17 protein-coding genes, 1 pseudogene and 1 riboswitch are annotated in these 23,015 nt (G+C 55.8%); of the genes and pseudogenes, 10 read left to right on the top strand and 8 right to left on the bottom strand.

All coding sequences use genetic code 11. The features are described from left to right. Positions 1 to 20: 20 nt before the first annotated feature. Positions 21 to 1,949 carry a methyl-accepting chemotaxis protein gene (locus VH564_RS22720; protein WP_423342128.1) on the bottom strand — a complete coding sequence of 643 codons (1,929 nt, stop codon included), beginning with the start codon at positions 1,947 to 1,949 and terminating at the stop codon, positions 21 to 23. An 849-nt stretch (positions 1,950 to 2,798) separates the two neighbouring features. On the opposite strand from VH564_RS22720, the gene VH564_RS22725 reads away from it, so the two are divergent. From VH564_RS22725 to VH564_RS22735, 3 genes are all read left to right on the top strand, one after another. Beyond that, entirely contained in the window at positions 2,799 to 4,733 is a 1,935-nt protein-coding gene (locus VH564_RS22725) for a HAMP domain-containing methyl-accepting chemotaxis protein (protein WP_423342178.1), read from the top strand. Positions 4,734 to 5,042: 309 nt separating this feature from the next. After that, positions 5,043 to 6,269 (top strand): alpha-D-ribose 1-methylphosphonate 5-triphosphate diphosphatase, encoded by a 1,227-nt coding sequence (locus tag VH564_RS22730; RefSeq protein ID WP_423342129.1) that lies wholly within the window; start codon positions 5,043 to 5,045, stop codon positions 6,267 to 6,269. A gap of 466 nt (positions 6,270 to 6,735) precedes the next feature. Next, positions 6,736 to 6,975 (top strand): hypothetical protein, encoded by a 240-nt coding sequence (locus tag VH564_RS22735; RefSeq protein ID WP_423342130.1) that lies wholly within the window; start codon positions 6,736 to 6,738, stop codon positions 6,973 to 6,975. 223 nt (positions 6,976 to 7,198) lie between these two features. Here VH564_RS22735 and VH564_RS22740 read toward each other — a convergent pair whose 3' ends face one another. Beyond that, positions 7,199 to 8,014 carry a GGDEF domain-containing protein gene (locus VH564_RS22740; protein WP_423342131.1) on the bottom strand — a complete coding sequence of 272 codons (816 nt, stop codon included), beginning with the start codon at positions 8,012 to 8,014 and terminating at the stop codon, positions 7,199 to 7,201. Positions 8,015 to 8,244: 230 nt separating this feature from the next. On the opposite strand from VH564_RS22740, the gene VH564_RS22745 reads away from it, so the two are divergent. Further along, positions 8,245 to 8,754, top strand: a complete 510-nt coding sequence (locus VH564_RS22745; RefSeq protein WP_423342132.1) for a hypothetical protein — start codon at positions 8,245 to 8,247, stop codon at positions 8,752 to 8,754. A gap of 179 nt (positions 8,755 to 8,933) precedes the next feature. On the opposite strand, the pseudogene VH564_RS22750 reads toward VH564_RS22745, so the two are convergent. After that, positions 8,934 to 9,047 (bottom strand): annotated as a pseudogene (locus VH564_RS22750) (3'-5' exonuclease); the annotation flags it as partial. Positions 9,048 to 9,767: 720 nt separating this feature from the next. On the opposite strand from VH564_RS22750, the gene zigA reads away from it, so the two are divergent. Beyond that, the gene (gene zigA, locus VH564_RS22755) at positions 9,768 to 10,973 is read left to right on the top strand and encodes a zinc metallochaperone GTPase ZigA (protein ID WP_423342133.1); all 1,206 of its coding nucleotides are present in this window, start codon (positions 9,768 to 9,770) and stop codon (positions 10,971 to 10,973) included. Positions 10,974 to 11,058: 85 nt separating this feature from the next. On the opposite strand, the gene VH564_RS22760 is transcribed toward zigA, so the two are convergent. Next, positions 11,059 to 12,117 carry a HoxN/HupN/NixA family nickel/cobalt transporter gene (locus VH564_RS22760; RefSeq protein WP_423342134.1) on the bottom strand — a complete coding sequence of 353 codons (1,059 nt, stop codon included), beginning with the start codon at positions 12,115 to 12,117 and terminating at the stop codon, positions 11,059 to 11,061. A gap of 84 nt (positions 12,118 to 12,201) precedes the next feature. Next, positions 12,202 to 12,404, bottom strand: a riboswitch (cobalamin riboswitch). An 886-nt stretch (positions 12,405 to 13,290) separates the two neighbouring features. On the opposite strand from VH564_RS22760, the gene VH564_RS22765 reads away from it, so the two are divergent. Continuing rightward, entirely contained in the window at positions 13,291 to 14,025 is a 735-nt protein-coding gene (locus VH564_RS22765; RefSeq protein ID WP_423342135.1) for an alpha/beta hydrolase, read from the top strand. A 586-nt stretch (positions 14,026 to 14,611) separates the two neighbouring features. Here the strand turns inward: VH564_RS22765 and VH564_RS22770 are convergent. Next, positions 14,612 to 15,088, bottom strand: a complete 477-nt coding sequence (locus VH564_RS22770; protein ID WP_423342136.1) for a hypothetical protein — start codon at positions 15,086 to 15,088, stop codon at positions 14,612 to 14,614. Between VH564_RS22770 and VH564_RS22775 the strand changes: the two genes are divergently transcribed. The 3 genes from VH564_RS22775 (at position 15,076) to VH564_RS22785 (ending at position 18,689) form a co-directional block, all read left to right on the top strand. Continuing rightward, a complete protein-coding gene (locus VH564_RS22775; protein WP_423342137.1) occupies positions 15,076 to 15,765 on the top strand; it encodes a hypothetical protein in 690 nt (229 codons plus the stop codon). The two genes, VH564_RS22770 and VH564_RS22775, sit on opposite strands and share 13 nt — an antisense overlap. 99 nt (positions 15,766 to 15,864) lie before the next feature. Continuing rightward, positions 15,865 to 18,045: a M48 family metallopeptidase gene (locus VH564_RS22780; protein ID WP_423342138.1), complete on the top strand. Its 2,181-nt coding sequence runs from the start codon at positions 15,865 to 15,867 to the stop codon at positions 18,043 to 18,045. An 86-nt stretch (positions 18,046 to 18,131) separates the two neighbouring features. Further along, positions 18,132 to 18,689 (top strand): hypothetical protein, encoded by a 558-nt coding sequence (locus tag VH564_RS22785; RefSeq protein WP_423342139.1) that lies wholly within the window; start codon positions 18,132 to 18,134, stop codon positions 18,687 to 18,689. 63 nt (positions 18,690 to 18,752) lie between these two features. Here the strand turns inward: VH564_RS22785 and VH564_RS22790 are convergent, their stop codons facing one another. The 3 genes from VH564_RS22790 to VH564_RS22800 all read right to left on the bottom strand — a co-directional run bounded on the left by VH564_RS22790 (position 18,753) and on the right by VH564_RS22800 (position 22,602). After that, positions 18,753 to 19,196, bottom strand: a complete 444-nt coding sequence (locus tag VH564_RS22790) for a lysozyme inhibitor LprI family protein (RefSeq protein ID WP_423342140.1) — start codon at positions 19,194 to 19,196, stop codon at positions 18,753 to 18,755. Positions 19,197 to 19,500: 304 nt separating this feature from the next. Beyond that, positions 19,501 to 20,754, bottom strand: a complete 1,254-nt coding sequence (locus VH564_RS22795; protein ID WP_423342141.1) for a hypothetical protein — start codon at positions 20,752 to 20,754, stop codon at positions 19,501 to 19,503. A gap of 291 nt (positions 20,755 to 21,045) precedes the next feature. Further along, a complete protein-coding gene (locus VH564_RS22800) occupies positions 21,046 to 22,602 on the bottom strand; it encodes a hypothetical protein (RefSeq protein WP_423342142.1) in 1,557 nt (518 codons plus the stop codon). A 195-nt stretch (positions 22,603 to 22,797) separates the two neighbouring features. Between VH564_RS22800 and VH564_RS22805 the strand changes: the two genes are divergently transcribed. After that, positions 22,798 to 22,989 (top strand): hypothetical protein, encoded by a 192-nt coding sequence (locus VH564_RS22805; RefSeq protein ID WP_423342143.1) that lies wholly within the window; start codon positions 22,798 to 22,800, stop codon positions 22,987 to 22,989. Positions 22,990 to 23,015 lie beyond the last annotated feature (26 nt).

Raw genomic sequence — 23,015 nt, forward strand, 5'->3', positions numbered from 1 at the left:
TTGCAGCGAAAAGAATGGCATCAAAATTCCTCCCAACTTTCCTTAACGGCTGCATTGCCGGAGAATGCCCTTGCCACCTTGCCGGCCAGACGTTTGACGGGTGAAGCGACCGGGCGATGTATAGGACCCGCCGCCATGGCTGCTGACGTCTGGCGCAAGGCGCTGCCAAGCCTGAACTGCGAAATCAGTTCCCGCAATCTGCCGCTTTCACCAGCAAGCGACGCGCCCGCAGCGCTTGTCTCCTCGACCATGGCGGCATTCTGCTGTGTCACCTGATCCATCTGGTTAACCGCAGTGTTGACTTCGGCAAGCCCGACGGATTGCTCCTTTGCCGATGTCGCGATCGAGTTCATGTGCTGGTTGACAGCGACGATATAGCCTTCGATGGTCCGGAGTGCTTCGCCCGTTTCGCTGACCAGCTTGACACCACTTTGGACCTCGATCGAGGAACTGCGGATCAATTCCTTGATTTCCTTTGCCGCCTTTGCCGATCGCTGCGCCAGTTCGCGCACTTCCTGTGCCACAACTGCAAAGCCCTTGCCTGCTTCGCCAGCCCGCGCGGCTTCCACCCCGGCATTGAGCGCCAGTAGGTTGGTCTGGAAAGCAATCTCATCGATGACGCCGATGATATTGGAGATCTCGTTGGACGATTGCTCGATCTTCTGCATGGCATCGACCGCGTTGGCGACCACCCTGCCGGACTGTGCGGCACTTTCGTTTGCCAGAACCGCGACATTGCGGGCTTCGTCCGCACGCTTCGACGAATTGGCAACGTTGACAGTAATCTGGTCGAGGGCCGCAGCCGTTTCCTCGAGCGAGGCGGCCTGTTGCTCCGTGCGCTTGGACAGATCGTCGGCGCTGGAACTGACTTCGCGGCTTCCATTGTCGATCGCACCGGTTGCTTCGGCCACGGCTCGCATCGTTTCGGCAAGTTGGCCGACAGCGGCGTTGAAGTCGGCACGCAGCGTTTCGAAATCGGCGGCAAAGGGCTCGACCAGCTGGAAGGTCAAGTCACCATCAGCCAGATGTTTTAGGCCTTCACCGAGGCCAGAGGTCGCCTGCGACATAGCCTCAGCGCGAATTCTATCTGCTGTGGCCTTATGCTCGCGTTCTTCTTCCGTTAGACCCCGCTGAGCTTCTGCTTCCTTCTCCAGCTCAATTTTAGCGACAGCGGCTTTGCGGAACACCTCCAGAGCACTCGCCATCTCACCGACTTCATCCCCACGGCCGAACCCTGGTATCGTCAGCGATGTATCGCCGGAAGCCAGCTTCGCCATTGTTGAGTTGATAGCAGTCAGCGGACGCACAAGCCCAAAATTGAGAACCACAAGGCTGACAGCCGCCACGATCAATAGCCCGACGGCACCTGCAACTGACAACATCTGCGCCGTTGCAGCTGCATCATTTGCAGCTTTCGTTCTTGTTCCCAAAAGGCCTACTTCGACGTCAGTGACTTCCTTAACCTTTGACGACACTCCGTCCATATATTGCTTACCAGAACCTTCCGCTGCGTGTTTGAATGCCTTGTCGCGCGTGGCCGGATCAGCAGCCCAGGTTAGTCTTGGCTTGGCGACATTGTCCAACCAGCCCTGCACGAACCCGTCCAGCTCATCAAGACGTTTTTGCTGAGGGGGATTGTCGGATGTTAGGCTGCGTACACCAGCCAGAGCGCTCCGATAATCTTTTTCCGCCGCCGCTCGCGACTGGAGATAGGAGTCGTTGGGATAGATCAGGTAAGCGCGAACATTACTTTCCTGCTGAGCGACGGCAATCGTCAAATCGTCCATCATGCCCAGCACTTTATAGGTATGTTCGGTGATATCAGCCGACGCCTGCTGCCGCGAGAGTGATGACGATCCGATAAAGGCAACAGCCAAACCGATTGCTATGAGAAAAGCTAGTGACAGCGCAATCTTCTTCAAGATCCGCATATTGTCGAAAAACGTCATGATGAGGCGGCCCTGGGTATTAGAGAATGATCAACATGGTACAGAGGACGCCAAATCATTTGGGCCGAGAGTTACGAGGTATCGCTACATTAGGTAATGGCTAAAGATTAAATATTATCATAATTTGTTGTGGGGGGTTGACCGTTAACGGCCGCAAGCGAAGACCAGTATGAGGTGAGCCACAGGCTGTCGAGATCACTTGCGCTTTTGATCAACAGGTGAGGATTGTCATACTTTTTGATTCCGCGGACGACGTTGATCAAGCTGGATGACGACGGCAGCGCTGTAACAAGAGCTACCCTGCAGTCTCAATTGTATAGTGCCTTGTTCATCGTACACTTTCGATAATTTTCTCCGAACACAGCTAACTTTTAACCCCCTGTTAAGCGACGCAATTCAGCGTAATAGGCGCGCAGGTTGGTCACTTTGATCGCCGCATGAAGCTGCATCCCTGATGTCAAAGATTTTGGCACCAATTGAAACAGATCCTTCGCGGATGGAAACGCCATCGCTTATAGGAAAATTGAAAGCGCGCCGTGAAGAGGCTGGAAGTGAAGGAAACAACGAGATCTGTAGCATCTTAATGGCATGGAGAAAAATTCTCTTAGCCGGGCTGGAAGTTCACATCAACCTACCCCCGGGTTGTGTACAGGTCACGTAAATATACCGATTGCAGACAGAAGAGCTGATCGTCCCCCCGGAGCTTCTCGGCCCTCCTCATCACGCGCACCGGTGAGCGCAGGCGTTACCGCGATTCATGATGAGTCCCGTTTGGCCGATCTGAAAAAACTGTGCAGTCAACATCATGATTTAAGCGGGGAGCAAACCCGTGCGCAAAAGGGCATCAACATGCGATCCACAATTAAACTGAAACTAAGCCTGGTCTTTAGCGTAATCGTATTTCTGACGTGCGTCATGGCAGGCATTTCGATTTACAATCTGTCGTCGCTGAACAATGACATCAGCTACATGGTCGCAGGCCCCGTAACCGACATCCATACGTCCAGCGATCTTTCTGATGCTGTCCTCAACTCCGTCCGGGCTGAGAAGGATGCGATCATCAATACCGATGCCGGGAAAATAGGCGGATATATCGACGAAATCGCCAAGCAGCGAGACGCGATAAAGAGTGCAGCTGCCCTTCTTGCCGCCTCCCCGGATCCTGACATCAAGGCGGAGATGGCGGAGTTCAACAGCCTCTATTCCAATTGGATCATGATTCAAGATCGTATCGCGGGTCTTGCCCGTCAGAATACGGCGGATTCTAACAACAAGGCCGGAGAGATCTCCATGGGCGAAGGGCGTGCGATCACGACCAAGCTGCTCGCCACCCTCCAGAAACTCAACGATACGGTTACCGGCAACGTGCACGAAACCGATGTGGCCACCAATGAACAGTATGCCCAGTCACGCAACTTGCTGCTCACCATCACGGCAGGCGTCGCTCTCATCTCTGCGGCCTTCGCGATTTGGATCCTGCTTAATATCTCTCGAGGCCTTAGCCGCGCTGTAACGCTCGCTGACGCCGTCGCCCTGGGTGACCTTAACCAAGAGATAGAGCACAAGAGCAATGATGAAATCCGCGATCTCGTCAACGCGCTGAAGAGAATGACCGACAATTTGCGGAAGACCGCCGCGATTTCGGAGCAGGTAGCCAAGGGTGACCTCTCCTTGATGCCGCAACCGCTATCCGACAAGGACGCACTTGGCATGGCAATGCGAACAATGGTGGAAAACCTTCGGGTCACCTCCAACGTCGCCAACCAGATCTCAAACGGCGACCTGACGATCCGGCCGAAGCCACTATCCGACAGGGATACGTTGGGGATGGCGCTCGAACAGATGGTAGAACGCCTGCGCACGGTCGTTGCGGACGCCGTCTCTGCGTCGGACAACGTTTCGGGGGGCAGTCAGGAACTCTCTTCGAGTTCCGAACAGGTATCGCAGGGCGCAACCGAGCAGGCCGCCTCTGCGGAAGAGGCATCCGCGGCAATGGAAGAGATGGCTGCCAATATCAAGCAGAACGCCGACAACGCCGCCCAGACCGAGAAGATTGCCCGCCAATCGGCCAAAGACGCCGAGGCTTCCGGCGAAGCAGTGACCCGCGCCGTCAGCGCCATGCGGACGATCGCCGAGAAGATTGGCATTGTCCAAGAAATCGCGCGCCAGACCGATCTGCTTGCCTTGAACGCAGCGGTCGAGGCCGCTCGAGCTGGCGAACATGGCAAGGGCTTCGCGGTTGTCGCTTCCGAAGTCCGTAAGTTGGCCGAGCGCAGCCAGTCGGCAGCTGCCGAAATTGGCGCGATGTCGAGCGACACAGTCAAGGCCGCAGCCGAAGCTGGTGAAATGCTCGGTCGCCTGGTGCCGGATATCCGCAAGACTGCGGAACTGGTCTCGGAAATCAGTGCTGCCTGCCGCGAGCAGGATATCGGCGCCTCGCAGATCAACGAAGCGATCCAGCAGCTCGACAAAGTGACCCAGCAGAATGCCGGCGCCTCCGAGCAAATGTCGGCGACCTCGGAAGAGCTGGCCGCTCAAGCAGAAGAGCTGCAGGCATCGATCTCTTTCTTCAAGCTTGATCAGGTTGAAGACCACGCCGCCTCCCGCCCAATACCGGCAAGTGTCCGGACCCATACGGCCCAGCGCGGGCGACTTGCGCCTCGAGGTGCCAAGGCAGGCAATCACTCCGTAGCCAGCCAACCGGCCCGCGCGAAGGGTTTCGCGCTCGACCTCGCAATGGGCGGACCCGACGCCGCCGATGACGACTTTCGCAATATCGCGTGATTTAAGAGGATGCGGCGCGGAGGCGTCGCATCCTCCGATACTGTGTTGAAGTTCTTTGGAAGAGCTATATCGGCCCCGGCGTTAGGGGATGAAAGTTTCGAGAGCAGTCGACGCGTTGTTTGAATACGTATTTGTAGAAGCTTCCGGATCGCCCGCGGCGCGGGTGAGTGGTGCGTCCGACCACCATGTGTAAAAATTCCTTAGGCATTGGGAAATTCTCAAATCTGTCATATCGGCTACGTAAAAGCCCAGGATTGAATGCCCGGAAAGAGCCGGTGCCGCCTCTGCATTTTAAACGGAATGAGACTGATGCCAGAGAAATCAGCAGTAATCATCGAAGGCGCAACCGTGGTTTTAGGCGATCGCCTGGAGGCTGCTTCCGTGCGGCTGGAAGACGGTCAGATCACGGCGATCGACGGCCCCCGAGACGGGGCCACGTTGGTCGATGGTCGTGGTCATCTTCTCGGACCGGCTTTTGTGGATGTCCATGGCGACGCGTTCGAGCGCCAGCTCATGCCCCGGCCCGGCACCATGCTTCCGGTGGAAGCCGCACTTTTCGAAACAGATCGCCAGCTTGCGTCGAACGGGATAGCCACTGCCTTTCACGCCCTGACGCTGAGTTGGGAGCCGGGCTTGCGCTCAGTAGAAAATGGTCGGTCGGTCGTTTCAGCGCTTGAGGCGTTGGCCCCGCGTCTAACAGTCGATAACCGCGTGCAGCTCCGCTGGGAGACCTTCTGCTTCGAGGCAATCGGCCTCATACGCGAATCGCTCTCGGGGCCGCGCCGACCGTCCATTGCTTTCAACGACCACACGTCGATGCTGATGCTTGATCCGTCCGTGCCGTTGCAGGAACGGCCGTTCGACCTTGATCCGGACTTTCCGGTCGTCGATACCTCGACGGCCGCCTTTGCCGACAAGATGGGTGAGCGCGCTAAGCGGGCGAAGATATCCGCGACGGATATGGTTAGCCTGGCGAAGAGCATGTGGGAGCGCCGACCACAGGTCCTGGCCGCCATCGAGGAAGTCGCTGCTCTCGGTAGGACTGCCGGCGCCCCGATGCTGTCCCATGACGACAGCCAGATCAAGACACGCGATTTCTATCGCGAGTGTGGTGCGCGGATCTGCGAGTTCCCGATGAATCGCCGGGTGGCAAGGGCGGCTCGCGAGGCTGGCGACTACATCGTCTTCGGCGCGCCGAACGCAACACGCGGCGGCAGCCACCTGGCGTCCATTGCGGCCGCCGACATGATCCGCGAAGGCCTGTGCGACATCCTCGCGTCTGACTACTATTATCCGGCGATGCTTCTGGGTCTGGCGCGGCTGAAGGCCGATGGGGTTGCGCAGTTGCACGAACTCTGGCCTCTTGTGGCCGGCAATCCCGCGCGGGCATCCGGGCTTCTCGATCGCGGAACGATCGAGGTGGGCAAGCAGGCCGATCTCATACTCGTCGATTGGCCGGATGGAGCGACGCCGGCGGTGCGCCGAACCTGGGTCGCTGGGCGGGAAGCGTACAGGGCGCTGGCCGCAACTCACTGAGCGAGTATCCGCCGGTCCCTACATTGAATGCAATTTCTAACGATACAATGGACTTGCGCTGATTGTATATCGTAACGCGCATTTATGGAACATCGCATATCAGGTGGCATTCCTAACGGGCAAACGGGTAGGCCGGATTGCCGACCACCGTCGCTCAAAAAGCGATGGCAGTGATAGAGCGGATCAGGTCGTCATGGCCCGTCATTGCACAGCGAATTCCATATCCCGTTAAGTCGCCGATGACGTTGCCCTCCAAACGAGTGAACGACATGAGGAATTTGACGTTTCTCATGCCGTCGCGTCGGGACAGTATCCGCTCAGCAATTGCGCCATAATCGGCGCCATCCTGTGGATTCAACTTAAAACGTAAAACGTCTCGTTAGGGATAGTGTCCGAGGCCTGCAGGCAACTAATTAGGAGCCATCGGAATTTAATTTTTCCAGCTTTTCGCTAGGATGGCATTTACATGCCCCAGTCTCTTATCAGCCTCAAAGATGACGAAATCCAGGCGGTATTGGCGGCTGTGACCGCGTTTTGTGACGAACGGGGTGACAGCGTTGACAGCGCGATGGGACGTCAGGCGATGACCATAGCCGTCAGCATCGTAACCGGCAACCGCACTATAGTCGACCTGCTCCCCGAACTTCGGCTCCTGCTTTCGAACCAAGAAAAGGAAAGCCATCCTACTCAAGAGGCCTCGGATTGACTTCGTCACTTCCGGCGAAGCGTCCACACCAGTTCGGAGCAAAAAGCCAATTTACGAAACACGATGCGAGGCAAGCGGCAGTCGCTTGCAAGTCATACATATCCCCGGACAGAATTAGTGAGTGCTCAATAGGCCGATATTTTAGCATTCGGCCAGTCCTCACCTGCTACTTTAACTCAAGACTGGGAGGAGCTTTAAGACCTTCTGGATATTTTACGTAAATCTATTCGCTGGTCTTACCCATTGATTCCTGGATTGGGTCGAAATGTACAACCCTGTTTCTGCCCGATGCTTTTGCCAAGTAAAGCGCTCGGTCGGAGGCAATAAACAGCGACTGGAATGTGTCATGGGAGCCCCGTTCCGCGATGCCGGCGGAAACCGTCACTCGCAATTGCGCAACATCGTCGCCCACTTTGGATGCTTCGATCATCTGGCGGCAGCGTTCGACCAGAGCAAGTCGTTGGGTCGGGGTGAGTTCGACGATCAAGGCCGCAAACTCTTCACCACCAATTCGAGCCACGATATGCTTCTCGCTCAGGGCCGCTGCAAGTTGCTTTGAGACCATTACGATGGCTCGATCGCCAACATCATGTCCGTAATTGTCATTGATAAGCTTGAACCGATCTATATCGAATAGCACGAGCGACGCATCTTGAGGTGCTCTTGAAACCTCGTCGACAAAGGCTCTTCGGTTCAATAATCCGGAAAGCATGTCCGTCCTGCTCAACCGCTCGAACATCGCACGAGAAATCGTCAGGCGATGGATGGCCAAGCCAATGACATAGACGACCGAGAAGGTCAGCACGGAAGCGACCACAGTCGAAATGACCAGGCCGACGACCGCCGCGGGCACCAATGCATAGGGCAGCAGCCCCAGGGCATTGAGTGAGACGTGGGCGGCTAAGTTCAGTATGTCCGCCACGATAGTGACCACGGTGGCCATTTTGGCAGCGAAACGCAAGACCTGGTCTTTATGTTCGAACCTATTGATCTCGCAGGCCTGTCTCACACGTTGGTCGATAGCTGATCGTATTGTCATGAACTTTGCCCTCCGCTTTTCCCAGCTTGGAAAAGTGCCGCGTACAAAGTTATCTCAAAAGACCTTGGAAATCTCTGAATCCTCATTGCGAACGGTTGGCCTAACAGCGCGACTACTTAAATCCGGGTGGAATTTGCATGTGAATTATAATTAAGTGGACAAATCAAGCCAAAAAGTAACCACGGTGGGCAAATTCAGGTCATTCGAGTTTAAGTTATGGGAGGTACACCATGCGAAAATATGCTGGTTTAGCAGTTTTAAGTTTTAGCCTAGCCACCGCGGCGATTGCAGCGGACGGGGCAAAGGCACCGGAAGTGTCGGTCAATCCGAACGAGCGAGCATGCTTAATGGTAAAAGCTGCAGAAATGGAGAAATTTGTTGGTGCTCCTGCCCGCATACGGGAAACCAGTCGCGGCCTTTGTTCTTGGGAGGGCGGCATATCGGGTGTTTATATGGAGGTCATGTATTTCAAGGGCGAAAGCCTTGGGGTCCCAGCAGGAGCGGAGCGGGCTTATTTCGAGCAGGGTATCGAAGTCATGAAGACGGAAAACAAGCCCGAGGAGATATTGAAAATTCCTGATTTGGGCGAAAGTGCCTGGGGATTGAAGACGGCTGAAAACGCTACGAATTTCTACGCGGTATACCTGTTTAAGAACAAGGACAGCATGACTATAATGTCCAACGGCGTAGGTTATGATTCAACCGTCAAGGTTGCACGGCTTGCGGCGTCGCGCATGTGACGTATGCGTTCATCCTCACAGGTGGCCGCACCCACGTTAAACGCAAGAACAAAAGACAAGTTATCTAAGCAGCGAATATTGGCGTCGGTATCAGGCCTCAGCATACGGCCGGATCGCGGTGAATTTCGCCCCTGAGATAGCTCCTCATCAGTTGCATTTTCACCCACCTCGATCCATCATGATTTCGGGCAGCCACCGCTTCCGCCGGATCAGCGATAGCCTCGCGCCTTCAGGTGGTCCTTCTTGCCGAAGGGGCCATTCCGGGCAAAAATCCGGACACGCGACCCTTGGCTTAAGCCGTTGAACGCGACTATCGCTTAACGATGGCACGATGGGCTGCATCTGCTACGCTTAAGGGATTGGAAGGATGCGTATTCCAGTCAAGCCGGCCACCGTTCCGAATTCCTTCCGGCCACGATTACGGCGTGAAGGTGGTCATCTGCAAGCTGAACTCTGGGTCTTCGCAATGAATGGATCGTGATTGTCTCTATCCGTCAAGCCTGGGTTGTTTCCACGGCGAATCACTGTGTTTCCTCAAGTTGATAGGTTCATGTCTGTATGCTGTATCACAGCTGATGACCCAGCAAGATTATCGCGGCATTCTCGGCGCGCCACGAAGGGCTTGAAGGTCCGTGAGTTGCCTGAGTGCCCGGCGGCAAAGCTCAGAGACCGCCGCCTTGCTAATGGCGGCTTGTCGCGGTCGCAAACAATACAGCGCGTATAGTTCGGGCATTGCTCATGTTACGCGGAACGTAGGGGGATCAAGGAGAGGGCGCGAAGATGGGAACAGCGTGAGTTTAGAATTCGACCTCGACTGGTCGATGTGGTTGCGGGGATCAAGAGCGAGTGATGGCAAAGCGGGGCTAAACCGGGAATAAGCAGGGGCTGTTGGGCTGCTTCTGACATTCTAGTGGCGACGGGCTCGCATGTCCGAAAGAACTGCTTGTCGCCACGATTAATACGTTATAACATTACATGTAATCCTGTAACGTTCATATTTTTGGAGACATCCCATGCCAACCAAACTTCCTGTCACAGTCCTTTCCGGATTTCTTGGCGCCGGCAAGACGACCGTTCTCAATCATATCCTCAACAATCGGGAGGGTCGGCGCGTAGCGGTGATCGTCAATGATATGAGCGAGGTTAACATTGATGCGGCGCTAGTTCGTGATGGTGGGGCAAATCTATCGCGCACGGACGAACAACTGGTTGAGATGACCAATGGATGCATCTGCTGCACATTGCGAGATGATCTCTTGAAGGAGGTCCGAAATCTCGCCGAACAGGGCCGCTTCGATTATCTGCTGATAGAGTCCTCGGGAATATCCGAACCGCTACCGGTCGCCACGACGTTCGATTTCCGGGGTGAAGATGGCCAGAGCCTCGCGGACGTTTCCGTGCTCGACACAATGGTAACTGTTGTCGATGCGGCGAACCTACTTGCCGATTACGGTTCTTCGGACTTCCTTGCCGATCGCGGCCAGACGGCTGGGGAAGACGATAATCGAACGCTGGTCGATCTTCTTGTCGAGCAGATCGAATTTGCCGATGTGGTCATCCTTAACAAGGTTGGGACAGCGTCAGCCGATCGGCTCGATGCTGCGCGTAAAATCATCGTCGGCCTTAACCCGGACGCAAGGTTGATCGAAACCGATTTCGGCCGTGTGGAACTTAGCGAAATCATGGGAATCGGTCGCTTCGATCTGACGAAGGCCGAACAGCACCCGCTCTGGTACAAGGAGTTGCATGGTTTCAAGGACCATATCCCCGAAACCGAGGAATATGGCATCCGCTCCTTCGTCTACCGGGCCAAACGGCCCTTCGAGCCCGCAAAATTTCAGGCATTTCTGAATAAGCCCTGGGGCGGCGTCGTGCGCGCAAAGGGTTTTTTCTGGCTTGCAACGCGACCCCATTGGGTTGGCGAGTTGAGCCAGGCAGGCGCAATGGTGCGTACCGGTAAGATGGGCCTCTGGTGGGCAGCCGTGCCCAACGAGCAATGGCCGAAGGACCGTCAATCCTGTGAAATAATCTCGTCGTTCCTCGATCCCGTTTGGGGCGATCGACGTCAGGAGTTGGTGTTTATCGGTTGCGATCCGATGGAGGAATCTAAGATTACGGCCGAGCTTGACGAATGTCTCGTGAAGGAGAAGGAATTTGCCCCAGACCGTTGGCGTGATCTTCCCGACCCCTTTGCCAGCTGGAGCCGCCAGGTGGCGTGAGGTCGAGCGATGATGACCTGCGGGTTCGGGCCTGCATAGAGACAAGGGGCCGTCGCAATGGCCCCTTGAAACCTTTGCAGCAGCGTCAGACGGGACTTTTGATTTCGACGTCGTCCAGGCCTTTGGCTTTGTAGATCACGAACGAGAGTATCCAGGCGAGAAGGAAGACGCCGATGATCACGAACCCGAGATTGTTGAAGTTATCGTTCAATCCGGCGACGATGTCCCAGAGGCCACCTTCCAACCCCAGCTTGTCACTGATCAATCCCAGGGCCTCGATGCCGCCGATGAGCACGGCTACGATGATCGAAACCAGTGTGATCGTCATGTTGTAGTAAAGTTTCCGCATCGGCTTGACGAAGGCCCAATCATAGGCGCCGAGCATCATGACGCCGTCAGTGGTGTCGATCAACGACATGCCGGCAGCAAACAGCACCGGGAAGACCATGATCGCCTCGACCGAAACGCCCTTGGCCACTTGTGTCGCTGACACGCCGAACATAGCGACCTCGGTCGCCGTATCGAAGCCAAGGCCGAATAAAAAACCAAGTGGAAACATATGCCAACTCTTGGTGACCAGCTTGAACATCGGGCGCAATATGCGCGCGAGAAAGCCTCGATTGTTAAGGAGAAGGTCAAGATCTTCCTCGACATAGGTGCCCCCTGCCCGCACGCGGCGGTAGCTCTGATAGATCGACACGAAGATCACGATGTTCATCGTAGCGATGATCAGCAAAAACAATGCCGAAATGCTCGTGCTGATCGTGCCGCCAATACCCTCGAGGCTCTGGAACCCACCAAGCAGCGAGGATGCCGCCACCACAGCTCCAGCAACCAGTACGACCACCGTCGAATGCCCGATTGCGAAAAAGAAGCCGACGGAAACCGGCCGCTGTTTCATTTGCATGAGCTTTCGGGTGACATTGTCAATGGCGGCTATATGGTCGGCATCAACGGCATGGCGAAGGCCGAGCCCGTAGATTACGAGTGCCACGCCGAGTAGCGCAGGCTCGTCCCAGAAGGCGACAAGCGCCCATAGCCAGGCTCCAAAATTTAGAACGGCAAGAACCGTATAGATCGTCACGAGACGTGCCTTGAGATCAGGCGTGCTTTCGTCGAAAAGTCTGGTGATATTGGTAAACATGGGAAGTCCTTTGTGTGACGTCTGCTGTCATGGCAAAGGTGACGGAAATCCGCCGCGTCGAGACACCCCGCCCCACGCTTATGCCAATGACGTCCGATGATGGCAGGTCTCCTGACTTGCGGGTCGTTGCCGAATCCGCCTTCCCAGTCCCCATGTGGACCAGTGGCATCTTGGATGAAGCTCGTCGCTTACAGTTGCGGGGACAGTCCCGGTTTTGGCCCCTGATGGGTAATCCGCACCGTGTTCCCTTTTGATCCCATACGGGAACCATCGCGGAGACTATTACGAATACGAGGTGGCCACGTCAATCAGTGCAGCGTGCTGCCGGCCGAAATTCGGTCGAGCTTGATGACTTGGCATTTCTGCTGCCATCCAGTAAAGGCGGTTTCACGAATTCAGAGCGTGCGCTATCGCGTACAAAGCGTTCGTGCTGGAATATTGCTCCACCGACAAGGTTGCCAGATGAAGCTCATCCTCAGCATCACCATTATGACTTTTGTGGCCGTGATCTGGGCTGGGGCATTAGCCGCGGCCGGTTTGTGGATTGCTCGCCTCATAACATAGAGCGTGCATGCGTTCAGGCCGTGGGAGCGTTTCCGCCCCTCTGGGATTGGTCATAAGATGGGAGGCGTCCCGCTCCGATACAGACCGAAAACCCTTTAAAACAGCGGCCCAGATGAGTTAAATGATGATCCAGCACGTCCTAAAGCAAGTCTTGCTGATCCTTATGTGGGATGGCACCGAGCGCGTGACGACATGTCAGCTCCAGACGCTTTGTATAGCTGAATGCCTAGATCTTCGCAGTCTAGAAGACTCGGTACTGTTCGAAGGTGCCGATGGACTTAGACGGATAGAGAACGCCTCTCGCGTATTCGCGACAAAGTTAGCAAGACCGGGCGGGAGGGCGAATGGCTGGTTAGCAAGTCGGGCTCTTTGACTGTAAACACGTCCAAACAGAAACTTTCCGGATTGCTGTAAATGCCAGGCAAGATCCACCTTTACGAAAATCGATGTTGATCTCAGATTGCATGGGCGATACGACGTCAGCGCGACCCGCAGCGCCTGATATTGGTGACAGAATTGAGTACCATTTGCGCTCACAGTTGGGATTTTGACGAGCATTTAAAGCTTAACGCTAGATCGAGCAAATGCAGGGCTCAGGAATTTCTAAAAATGCTTTGGACATCAATTATCGCGATCTTTTTGGGGCTATTTCTCTCTGTTCAAGCGGCGCCTTCTCACGCGCGCTCCAGTCATTATGTTAAAAACGGCACCGCAGTCGCGATCGGCCAAACATGGAACATCTTGATCCCTGTGCCAAATCCCAAGGGGAGTCTTGTGATTGTTGTTGGAGGCGATGGCATTCTCGATGTGTCAAAGGACGCAAGTTTCACCAGAAATGCCGATAACGTGTTGATCCGCAACCGCGATGCCTTCGCCAGTGAGGGCCTCAATGTGCTTCTGATAGACAAAGGAACGAACCTTGCCGAAGCTGTCGGGTTCATGGCCGAAAAAGGGCGGCCTGTGACCGTCGTCGCGACCAGTGCAGGAACGCCGCGAGCGGCAGAAGGGATAGCAATGGGAGCTCGTCCTGATAGGCTTATACTCGCGTCCGGTTTTCTAACGCCCATATCAGGGCCAGGAAAGTCCGTTTCGAGTATCCTAAACTCGACATCATTGTTGCCGCCAACATTGGTAATCTATCATCGGAATGATGCTTGCCGTTTCACGAGTCCGTTAGGTGTCGCTCCATTCTTGAAATGGGCAGGCAGGCGTGTGGAGGCTAGTTGGTTGGATGGTGGCACCGCGGGAAAGAACCCCTGTAAATACGACTCTCATCACGGCTTCGCGGGCCTAGATCGTGAATTTGTTTCACGAATTGCGAGGTTTGCGAGCGCGCGAGAATAACCGATTTCGCCACTCGCTCTTGGAAACGGCTGCCTCTCCGTTGGCATGAACGGATAGCTTCGGTTCACAGCTTCGGTATTTGCTGGCCCAAACCGGACCGCTGCAGAGAGTTGACACATCGAGCGACGGCTACGGTTCGTAAACTTTTAGGTCTTCAAAGGAATTGAACTTTCGACTCCTTTACCAAAAATTATTTTGCTTGGAGATTTCGCACGTCAGCTTATTTAGGCGGCTGCGGCGGGGCGGTTATTTGCCGGCTCTTCTACAGTGTGTTCCGATAGATTGCCGGCAGGTTCGGGATCCTACTCGTTCGGAATGCGCAAACGCTCGATTTCTTCGATCGCCGTTTTAACGACGACGGCCTGCCTGGTTTCTGAAGCGACAGCCTCATGGACCAGATTCGCCAGAACAATTCGAAATTCGTCTCGCAAGCCATTGTTCATTTTGCTTCATCAGCTTGATCGATTTGTCGGAAAGATCGATGGACACCGGCGCGTAATCGCTTGTGCGCTCCCAGCCGCCCACGTGTCTGTCGACCTCAGCCTTTTTCAGGCGCCCGCGAGGGGGACTAAACACGAAAGGCATCTTATGTCTGGTCTTGATTGTGTGGGACCAAACCCACCAACGCGCGCAAACGCCAGATGTATTCATTCCTCCATCGATCCAGCGGGCCCTGCGCCTGGCTAAGCTGCATGTCGAACACCATCAAGCGCCGAACGTGCGATGAAGTCCATTCGGTTTCGCTGCCGGAGACCCCGCCATAAAGCTGCAGCATCGATAGGCTGGATACACCACGAATAGACGAGGTCTCGTCACGCAGCACAATCCAGCCAGGTGCATCGCTTCCGCTGCCTGGCATCGCAAACCACACCGGACGTCCGCAGACCGTTATCGTCCATCGCCCATCAGGACTGGTCTCAGTCAGGTAGGGATTGTCACAGGCGAGGTGGCCTGCTGGTGCAAAGACAAGCATCAGCAGTGGGGAAGTGACCGCAATTATTGCCGCCAGGGATAAACGGCGTTTTAGTCCGTCAATGGCTGCGGCTGGGCGTGCGGGTCCCATATCATGCTCATCGTGAAATCGTTCGCGCCTTTCTACACTTTTCGACAACCAGTGCTACCTATCCCTTCGCGGCATGCGAAGTAGCACTGAACAATTGTCGTGGCACGAAGAAAGAATACCAACGCCTTCTACACCTTCATTATGAGAACAATATGATTACAAGGGAAGACAGCAATATGAGAAGAACTCTGACCGCCTACACACTGACCGCTTTAGTTGCCTTCGCTTCGGTAGCAGAAGCGCAAACGTCGCCCAGTCTTGCCGAACGGCGTGCGATCGCGGTTTTCGAAAAGGACAGTTTTCCAGCGCTACACAAGAGCGTTCAAACTGCCGCCGGCTTCGAGGTGCCGATCAAAGTGGATTGGAACAGCCTTGCCCTGCCAGGTGACGACAAATATTACGGGCAGGACGACTATCTGGTCAAAACGGTTTTCACACCGCTTGAAAACGCGATGAAAGACATTGCCCGGGACGAGATGGGCAAACAGGCTCTTCGCGAAAAGCTTCAGGCGATCAGCATCCATTACACGGAGGCCGGCAGCCCCGCTTCCGCCTACAAGGATCGCGTCAAGTTCGAAGCCGGCATCCTGGACGTCAATTTCCGGCCGTTCACCAATTCCGCAGATGTAGATGATCGGACGAAGGCGATTGTCGATGCGCTGGAAGCGGCTCTCTAAAAGAGCCGTCGGGTGATTTGATCACCGCGGATGAAAGCCTCCCGAGCCGGCGCCGGGCTTCGGAAGGCTTTTGCCAGATAACTGGGAGAGGGAGGACGTATGACCAACGCACAAGCATCCATCGAGACAGCCAAGCGCCGGATTTCGCCGGGCATGGTGCTGGCCTTCTGGCTGATCCTGCTGCCGCTGGCCCTCGCCGGGCTCGGAATCTGGCAGCTTGATCGGTCTGTCGATGCCAGCCGCTCAGTCCAAGCCAACGGACAGGAGATGGCCCGCGCACTCGATGAAATCCGTCCCGTTGCCGCCAAAACACCTGGCACGATAATACAGTTCGAGGGCGGGCGATCCTATCCGGCCTCGATGGCTGTTGCGGAGTTGGAAAATGCCGTCGGTGAGAACGATCTTCTCCGAACGGTCGCCAAAATCCGGCATCCGTTTGCCTATGTCACGATTGCCGGTGGAGCGCTTGCCTTTCTCGGTGGCGCGGTCGGTCTGCTCGGGTCCAGCCTCGCCGGCCTTTCGGCCCGCCGGTCGCGCGACCAGTTGGTGCGCAGCTTCACCTGGCTGAGGATCACGCTGCCGTTTTTCCTGGCGGCCGTGATGCTCGGACTTGGCTTTGCCGGTGTCGGCGCCACCGTGTTCGAAACAATGACGCTGCCATTCTGGGGCGACATCTCGGGAAATGCCGTTAAATTGGCCCTCGCCGGCATCATCCTCGCTGGTGTCGCGCTTTACTGCGCCGTCACAGCCGTCCGCGGACTGCGCCGCGTCTTCGCGCTGGTCGAGCCAGAGCCGATCGTCGAACGGGCTCGCGTTGTGACCGAGAAGGACGCGCCGGCGCTTTGGACTTTCGTCCGCAACCTGGCGGTACGCATGCAGGCCGGCGCGCCGGACACGATTGTCGTTGGCTTGACTAGCGGTTTCTATGTGACCGAGAGCCGCCTCCTGCTGCTTCCCGAAGAGCGATTGGTCGAAGGCCGGACCCTCTACATGCCCGCACCGTTCCTCGAGCTTCTGGACGCCGCCGAGATCGCGGCGATCGTCGGACACGAGCTTGCGCATTTTGCCGGCGACGATACGCGATACTCGCAGAGGTTCGTGCCGATCTATTCCAGTCTGCAGCGCTCGCTGGGTGCGCTCTATCGAGCCGACATCAACGGTGATTTCGGCATCGCTGCCGGCCTTCGCCTCGGTTACCACGCGCTGTCGCGCTTCGATACTGCCGTTGCCCACTGGAGCCGGCTGCGAGAGTTCGAAGCGGATCGGCATGGCAGCACCGTCAGCGGCCCGGCCGGCGCCGCATCCGCGCTCGTTCGCGTTCACATTGCCGATCCGGGCGTGCACTTCGTTCTGAGCGATGCCTTTCGGGGAAACGACGGACTGGGCCCTGATCTTGTTGCGGCCATCGCGACGCAGTCAGCGGAACAAGGCTTCGACGATCCAGCCACGCATCTGGAAGACCGCCAGGCGCACCCCACCGACAGCCACCCGCCGACGATCCAGCGCATTCAGGCGCTCGGCGTTGCTATTGATGACAAGCTCATAGCGCATGCGACGCGTTTGCCGGACGCAGGCGTTGCATCCTTCGGCAGACGTGCATTTTCCGACTGGGATCAGGTTTGCCGCGAACTGTCGGCGGACTTCCTGCTCAATGCCAGCGCCGTTCGCACGGAATATCGTGAAGAACTGAAGACGGCCGCCGCCGGGGTTACCGAGCCAGAACTGGTGGTACATGAAAATACCGGGCCAATGGCAGGCGCGATGCTGTTCATCATCGCGCTGTTTGGCCTGTTTATCGCTTGCACCTATCTCTTCCCCTATCAGATGGGTTTTGGCGGGAACGAGGGCTCCAAGGCTATATTGGCGGCAGTGCTCGGCGCCGGCATGCTCCTATGCCTTTCCGCCTTCGTCTTCTATCGCCGCCGCGCCGCGCGTCCGTTGATGGTATTGACCCCGGAAACGCTGCAATCGCCCTGGCTGAGTGAGCCGGTGCGGTGGGACGCTGTCATCGGCTACCGGGTCTACGCCTCCACCCGTTTTGCTCTTCATCTTTATCTTGGCGAAAACGAGCCGCTGCCCAACCGCACACGATTCTCGTTTTACAATAAGGTCAAGCAGAAGCGTCGGATGATCGAGCTGGACGCCATCGGTATTCGCGGCATGAAGCCCGACGCGTTTTCCGAACTCGTCGGCCGCTATCTCGCTGCTGCCCATGCACAACGCGCACTAGCGGATGAGGGCTTGGATGCTCCGCCGATCGCTTTATCCGCTGGCGTATAAGGTCGATCTATCACTGCCGCGAGGAGATACCAACTCGAAGGACATTTCTATTTCAGCTTGATGGATCATTGCGGAGGCGTTGAATCATGGACCGGCTGCTTCCTCTTCGAAATATCTGGCAAGCGCTGCTTGCGCCCATGGCAATTGTATTGGCGGCGGGTAGCAATATCCATCTGCCGGGTCTCGATCCGGAATTCATCGCACGCCAGGCCTCCGGCGATACCGGCCGCGCAATGGAGCGTCTTTCTATTCTGGCGCTAGGGCTGACGCCGATCTTGAACGGTTTGGCGATCGGTGAGATTTGCCGACTTATATCTCAATGGTGCCCGGCACCGGATAATGCCACGCGATCGACACCGCCCAGGACAACTATTTTGACGCGGATAGTTGTCCTGGCCGTTGCCGCCTTGCAGGCTCATGGTCTCGCACAAGGTCTGGCGGCTTCGGGTGCTTTGAACGCCGGCGCGGCGGCGGCCAAGCCGGTGATCGTCTTAACCCTCGTCGCAAGCACAGCTGTTCTCCTTTGGCTCAGCGAGCGTGTTGGAATTCCAGGCTTTCGTCATGGCCTGTGGCTTCTTTGGAGCGCAACCTTCCTTGCCGCCGGCCAAACCGGGAATCAAAGCGAAGGGTTAGATAATGATTAGAGTGAACAAAGTCCGACGAAACCACGCAAGTAATTAAATGGGTTCCGAGCCAGCTCTGTCCTGTCACTGCCCGTTAATCCTGAGGACGCGCAGATATTGCTCGAGAAGAAGGGCGCGATCTTTTGTTAAAGTCGTCTCTGCGTCGGATTGCATAGGGGCGTACATGGTTCCTTGCATAACGTTGAACAGCGCGCTCCGTGCTTGGGCCTCCTGATCTCGGTAAAGGATCCAGGTTCGCTGTGCTGCCTTAAGATCATTTGCGGTTCCGGCTGGAAGACTTTTGAGCAACCTAGAATAGGCGTAATTCATCCTTTGGTCGTAGGATTTCAGCGCCGCCATCTCGCACTCATCCTGGTCAGCCGTTGAGGCGTGGTCCGGATCATTCAGACATTTTGTCAACTCTTGCTCAGTCGCATCTGCCAGCGAACCCGCGAATGCAAGATCCTTGAGGCAAAACACCATTAAAGTTGAGAGCAAAATACAAACTGATTGTCTCATCTCCAACATTCGGCCCCCACAATTTATGGCTATTTTTCCAACTTGGAAAATCGTACGATTTTTGTAACGGTAATGCACAAATCAGATTACAGCGGTTCCGCCTAGGTAGCCTGGATCTTAAATGCTTGATTGACCACTCGTGCCACAAAGCAAACGCTGCACTCCGTTAGTCGCCATAAGATGGTCAAGGGCTCCGACAGAGGCGGCTCTGTTTGTCTGAATTGTGATTCGGCATACCGAAATGACCCTGTCTAAGTGAAAAATTACACGGGATTATCAAGTGTACCGGTATTGGGACCCCGCGCCGGTTACATTAGTTGAAATAGAAAGCGTAGGCCGCGAAATTCCCCTCAAAGATATTGGTAATCTGGTTCCACTCGCCGCTGCTCATGGCTTTGCCATCCTGCAGGTAGGGTAACGCAGCCGGTCCCGTTACCCAGAGCACCAGGTCGAAAGGCTGAGGCTCGGTGAAAATTCTTGCAAGGTTTATGCCCTTGTTGAAGCGCCAGTGCGGGACAAGGATCTTACCATCGAGGGCGGCTTCAAACTGCGAGAGCACTGCGAGCCATGCTTGAATGCGTTCAGGCGTGACGTCAAAGGACGGCAGAACCCCACTCTTTTGTTTTGGCCCCGGCAACCATTCATGATCGTCATCGGTTTCCTTGTCGATGAGTGTCCAGGTTTCCCGGTTGAGAACAATGACCTTCTTCAGGTGATCTCGGACTTCGCCCCACATTGCCGTGTCAGTAACCGGCCAGCGGATCGTGTGAATAAGCGTTACGAAGTCTGCGATGTCATCGGCCTGCGCCTTATTGACGCCGAGCATCGTCATGTCCTCCTCGCCTTTGCCGTTGGCCGCCGACAGTGTCGATACGGCCCGCGGGAAGATCACACCGAAACTCCCGTTCCAGCTCTCGGAAAAATCATGAGACAGCCACGCCTTGGCAGCAGCCATCAGCAAATTGTCGTAGCCTTGCAGCCATTTCGCATCGGCAGTGTCAAAACCGACGATGAAAGGCAGCGCCCCACCTTTCTCGTCCAATTTGGAAAAGGCCCGCCCAATGTGATCTTCCGGCCCGACCCTGCCGTCGCCATTCCAGTCAAATCGCGCAACGGAAAGGTCGATCTTCAATTTTGCCGGCTTCTCACCAAGGGCTGCAAGAGCTTTGTCGGCGGCATCCAGATCGGCAATGAAGGCTGCAAGAATCGCGCGAAACTGGTCGTATGTGATTGGCTCGGGACTGCCGTTTCGGGCAACGTCGCCCAAACCTCGACCAAAAAACATCTCATAGCCGTCGGATTTAGAGCCAAAGCCGTACCGGTAAAGCGATTGAGATAGCTTTTCGAATGCGCGGGCCGATTTCACCAAGCCAAGCCCCAACTGAGCGTCAGCATTGTTAGGAGCCGCAGCAGCTAAGGACAATATCTGCTCGTCTGCCTCAGCAAGGCGTCCATTGGCCAGATATTTTTGAACCAGCTCACTTACAGCACCGTCTGCGCGGGCTGGAGCGCATAGTTCTAAACACGAGAAACTCGCCACAATTACAATAAAGATAAGTTTTTTCACGACAATTTTCCGTTTTTGTGACCTCTGAAGGTTGTGTTGTATCAGACTGGACAATTATTGAATTGATCCAAAGCTACTCAAATTTCAATCGACATCTCTAGGAAGCCATTTCCGCACCGTCGGGAGTTGTTTCGAGATGCTGCCGCCAGCCGCAAACCTTCACGAATGCCTGCGAGGCCAGTAACGTGGGCTTCCACATCGTCGCTGGCGGAGAGTGTCGCCGGTAACCGGGCGCTCCGTCATTGTCTTTCCGAATGAAATCGCCCCGCTTTCAAAGCGGGGCGTCGGCAATCAGGGCTTGGTCTCGTCGGAGGGCGCTATCTCATCCGAGGGAGCCGCCTCATCCGAGGGAGCCGCGTCGTCCGAGGGCGCTGCCTCCTCAGTGACCGATGCGTCCGGCCCCTTGATTTGCTGACCGTTGACGCTGACCGAGCCGTCGCCGGCAACCGCCACATCCCAGCGCTGCGCGCCATCGGGATCGACCTTGGCAAAGCCCTTGATCATCATCAGTCCGAAGGACGCCTGGCTCAGATCCGGATTTGTCTTCGCCAGTGCCTGCACTGCCGCGATCGTATTGTCGTAGTCGCGCGCCACGATCGATGCGTTCAGCTTGTAGTCCTTCTGCGTATCCACGCGACCTACCAGCTCCCCTGATACCTCGACGTCATAGACGCTGGACTTGGCGCTGACCTTTGGAAAATCCACCGTCAGGATACCGCCCGGAAAAAGCTTCTCGGCAGCCTGTTTCCCCGCCTTCCTGCTGTCGCCGGTCGACTTGGTGAAATCCAGCTTCATGAACTCGTCGCCTAGGGCTGCGAAATCCATACCTGGGACGCCGAACTGGATGTCGAGCGCCTGCGGCAAGAAGGCGGTGTAACTGCCATCAACCAGCGCGCTTTCGAGCGTCAGGTCGGCAGCATCCATCGCCACGCCGATGCGCGTCGCGTTGCTCGGCCCATCGACCGTGAAGTGATAGCCGAAGGACTTGGCGCCGCCGCTGCCGACGGCGCTGGTGACGGCGAGATTGTTGAGCCTGATGGTTTCCTCGAGCGAGTTCAGCAGCGGAAAGGCTTTAACGAGCATTTCCTTGAACTTGACCTCGCTCTCCTTGGTGAGATGCTCCTGCTCGACGTGATCGAGCACGAACAGGACCATTTCCTTCAAGTCCTTGGCTGCAACGCCGTTGACCTTGGCGTTGAAATCCAAGCTGTCTGCCGAAATATGGATCGGCGGCATTTCCTTGCCACTCACCTGCTCTGCAAAGGTGCTGAGCTTGCCGTTGGTAGCAAAATCCAAGCGACCAGCAGCGGTGCTTTCTGCGGAGCTCAACTTGTAGATCATGTCGCCGAAGCTGGCATTGATCACCTCGGTATCGGTGGACGAGGTGAATTTCAGTTCCTTGGCGCTGAAATCGCCGGAGCGAAAATAGCTGATTGCCGGGTCGAAGACCGAGTTGAACACCATATCGGCAACCGAATAGGTGAAGTCCGAGCGTTTCTTGTCATGTCCGATGAAATGGCCGGTGACGTTGAGGTTGTTGTTGCCTTCGAGATCCCAGAGCCCGCCGTCCTGCGGTTTCGCGAACACTTTAAAGGGCGTCATACCCTTGATGTCAAAGTCATCTTTCTTGATCTTTGCCAGCAGTGTGGCGAAGTCATAGACGATCTCGTAGCGGGATCCAGCCGGGGTGACCGTAACAGGCGCACTCTTGGCGATGTCCTTGGGCAGCAGGTGATTGAGAGTGTCACGAATGTCGTTGGCGGCGTCCTGGCTGATTTCCGCCGCTGACGCCCCTGTAGTCAAAGCGATGATAATGGCGCTCGTCGTCGTGATAAGCATGTGACGCATCTCGATAAATCCCCTTGGCCGAAAAGGCGCGCATGAGGGATTGCCGTAGCTCCGATGTCAAGCCTGCGAAGCGTTTGATGCGGAAGCTTCTGAAAGGGGATAGCGTTGTTGACGTATGATCACTGGCGAGCTGCGATCCTACGGTGCGCCAAGCGGGTCGAAAATTCCCAACCGATCCGAATCCGAGAGCGGATCATGAAGCGCTTCAATTCAGCGCAACAGCTTCAGCATTTCGTTTCCTTCGATGAGCCTATCGCAAAACTCTTTGTTTTTCGCCATGACATTCCATTCGTCTACCATTGTGAACTACGAGCAACGGGCATGCAGATGTGTAGCGATATCTCTCATCTCAAGCAGCCTCATGCCGTGCTTCCTGCCATCCTTTGACCACAGGCTGATAAGTTTACAGTACC

The sequence above is a fragment of the Rhizobium sp. HT1-10 genome (assembly GCF_049472505.1).
Taxonomy (GTDB): Bacteria; Pseudomonadota; Alphaproteobacteria; order Rhizobiales; family Rhizobiaceae; genus Rhizobium.

Bases quoted from the DNA above. Each gene is read 5' to 3' on its own strand.
- VH564_RS22740 (WP_423342131.1), bottom strand. From the start codon at position 8,014: ATGACAATACGATCAGCTATCGACCAACGTGTGAGACAGGCCTGCGAG.
- zigA (WP_423342133.1), top strand. From the start codon at position 9,768: ATGCCAACCAAACTTCCTGTCACAGTCCTTTCCGGATTTCTTGGCGCC.
- VH564_RS22805 (WP_423342143.1), top strand. From the start codon at position 22,798: ATGAAGCGCTTCAATTCAGCGCAACAGCTTCAGCATTTCGTTTCCTTC.
- VH564_RS22790 (WP_423342140.1), bottom strand. From the start codon at position 19,196: ATGTTGGAGATGAGACAATCAGTTTGTATTTTGCTCTCAACTTTAATG.
- VH564_RS22725 (WP_423342178.1), top strand. From the start codon at position 2,799: ATGCGATCCACAATTAAACTGAAACTAAGCCTGGTCTTTAGCGTAATC.
- VH564_RS22735 (WP_423342130.1), top strand. From the start codon at position 6,736: ATGCCCCAGTCTCTTATCAGCCTCAAAGATGACGAAATCCAGGCGGTA.
- VH564_RS22765 (WP_423342135.1), top strand. From the start codon at position 13,291: ATGCTTTGGACATCAATTATCGCGATCTTTTTGGGGCTATTTCTCTCT.
- VH564_RS22720 (WP_423342128.1), bottom strand. From the start codon at position 1,949: ATGACGTTTTTCGACAATATGCGGATCTTGAAGAAGATTGCGCTGTCA.
- VH564_RS22770 (WP_423342136.1), bottom strand. From the start codon at position 15,088: ATGGGACCCGCACGCCCAGCCGCAGCCATTGACGGACTAAAACGCCGT.
- VH564_RS22780 (WP_423342138.1), top strand. From the start codon at position 15,865: ATGACCAACGCACAAGCATCCATCGAGACAGCCAAGCGCCGGATTTCG.
- VH564_RS22730 (WP_423342129.1), top strand. From the start codon at position 5,043: ATGCCAGAGAAATCAGCAGTAATCATCGAAGGCGCAACCGTGGTTTTA.
- VH564_RS22785 (WP_423342139.1), top strand. From the start codon at position 18,132: ATGGACCGGCTGCTTCCTCTTCGAAATATCTGGCAAGCGCTGCTTGCG.
- VH564_RS22745 (WP_423342132.1), top strand. From the start codon at position 8,245: ATGCGAAAATATGCTGGTTTAGCAGTTTTAAGTTTTAGCCTAGCCACC.
- VH564_RS22800 (WP_423342142.1), bottom strand. From the start codon at position 22,602: ATGCGTCACATGCTTATCACGACGACGAGCGCCATTATCATCGCTTTG.
- VH564_RS22760 (WP_423342134.1), bottom strand. From the start codon at position 12,117: ATGTTTACCAATATCACCAGACTTTTCGACGAAAGCACGCCTGATCTC.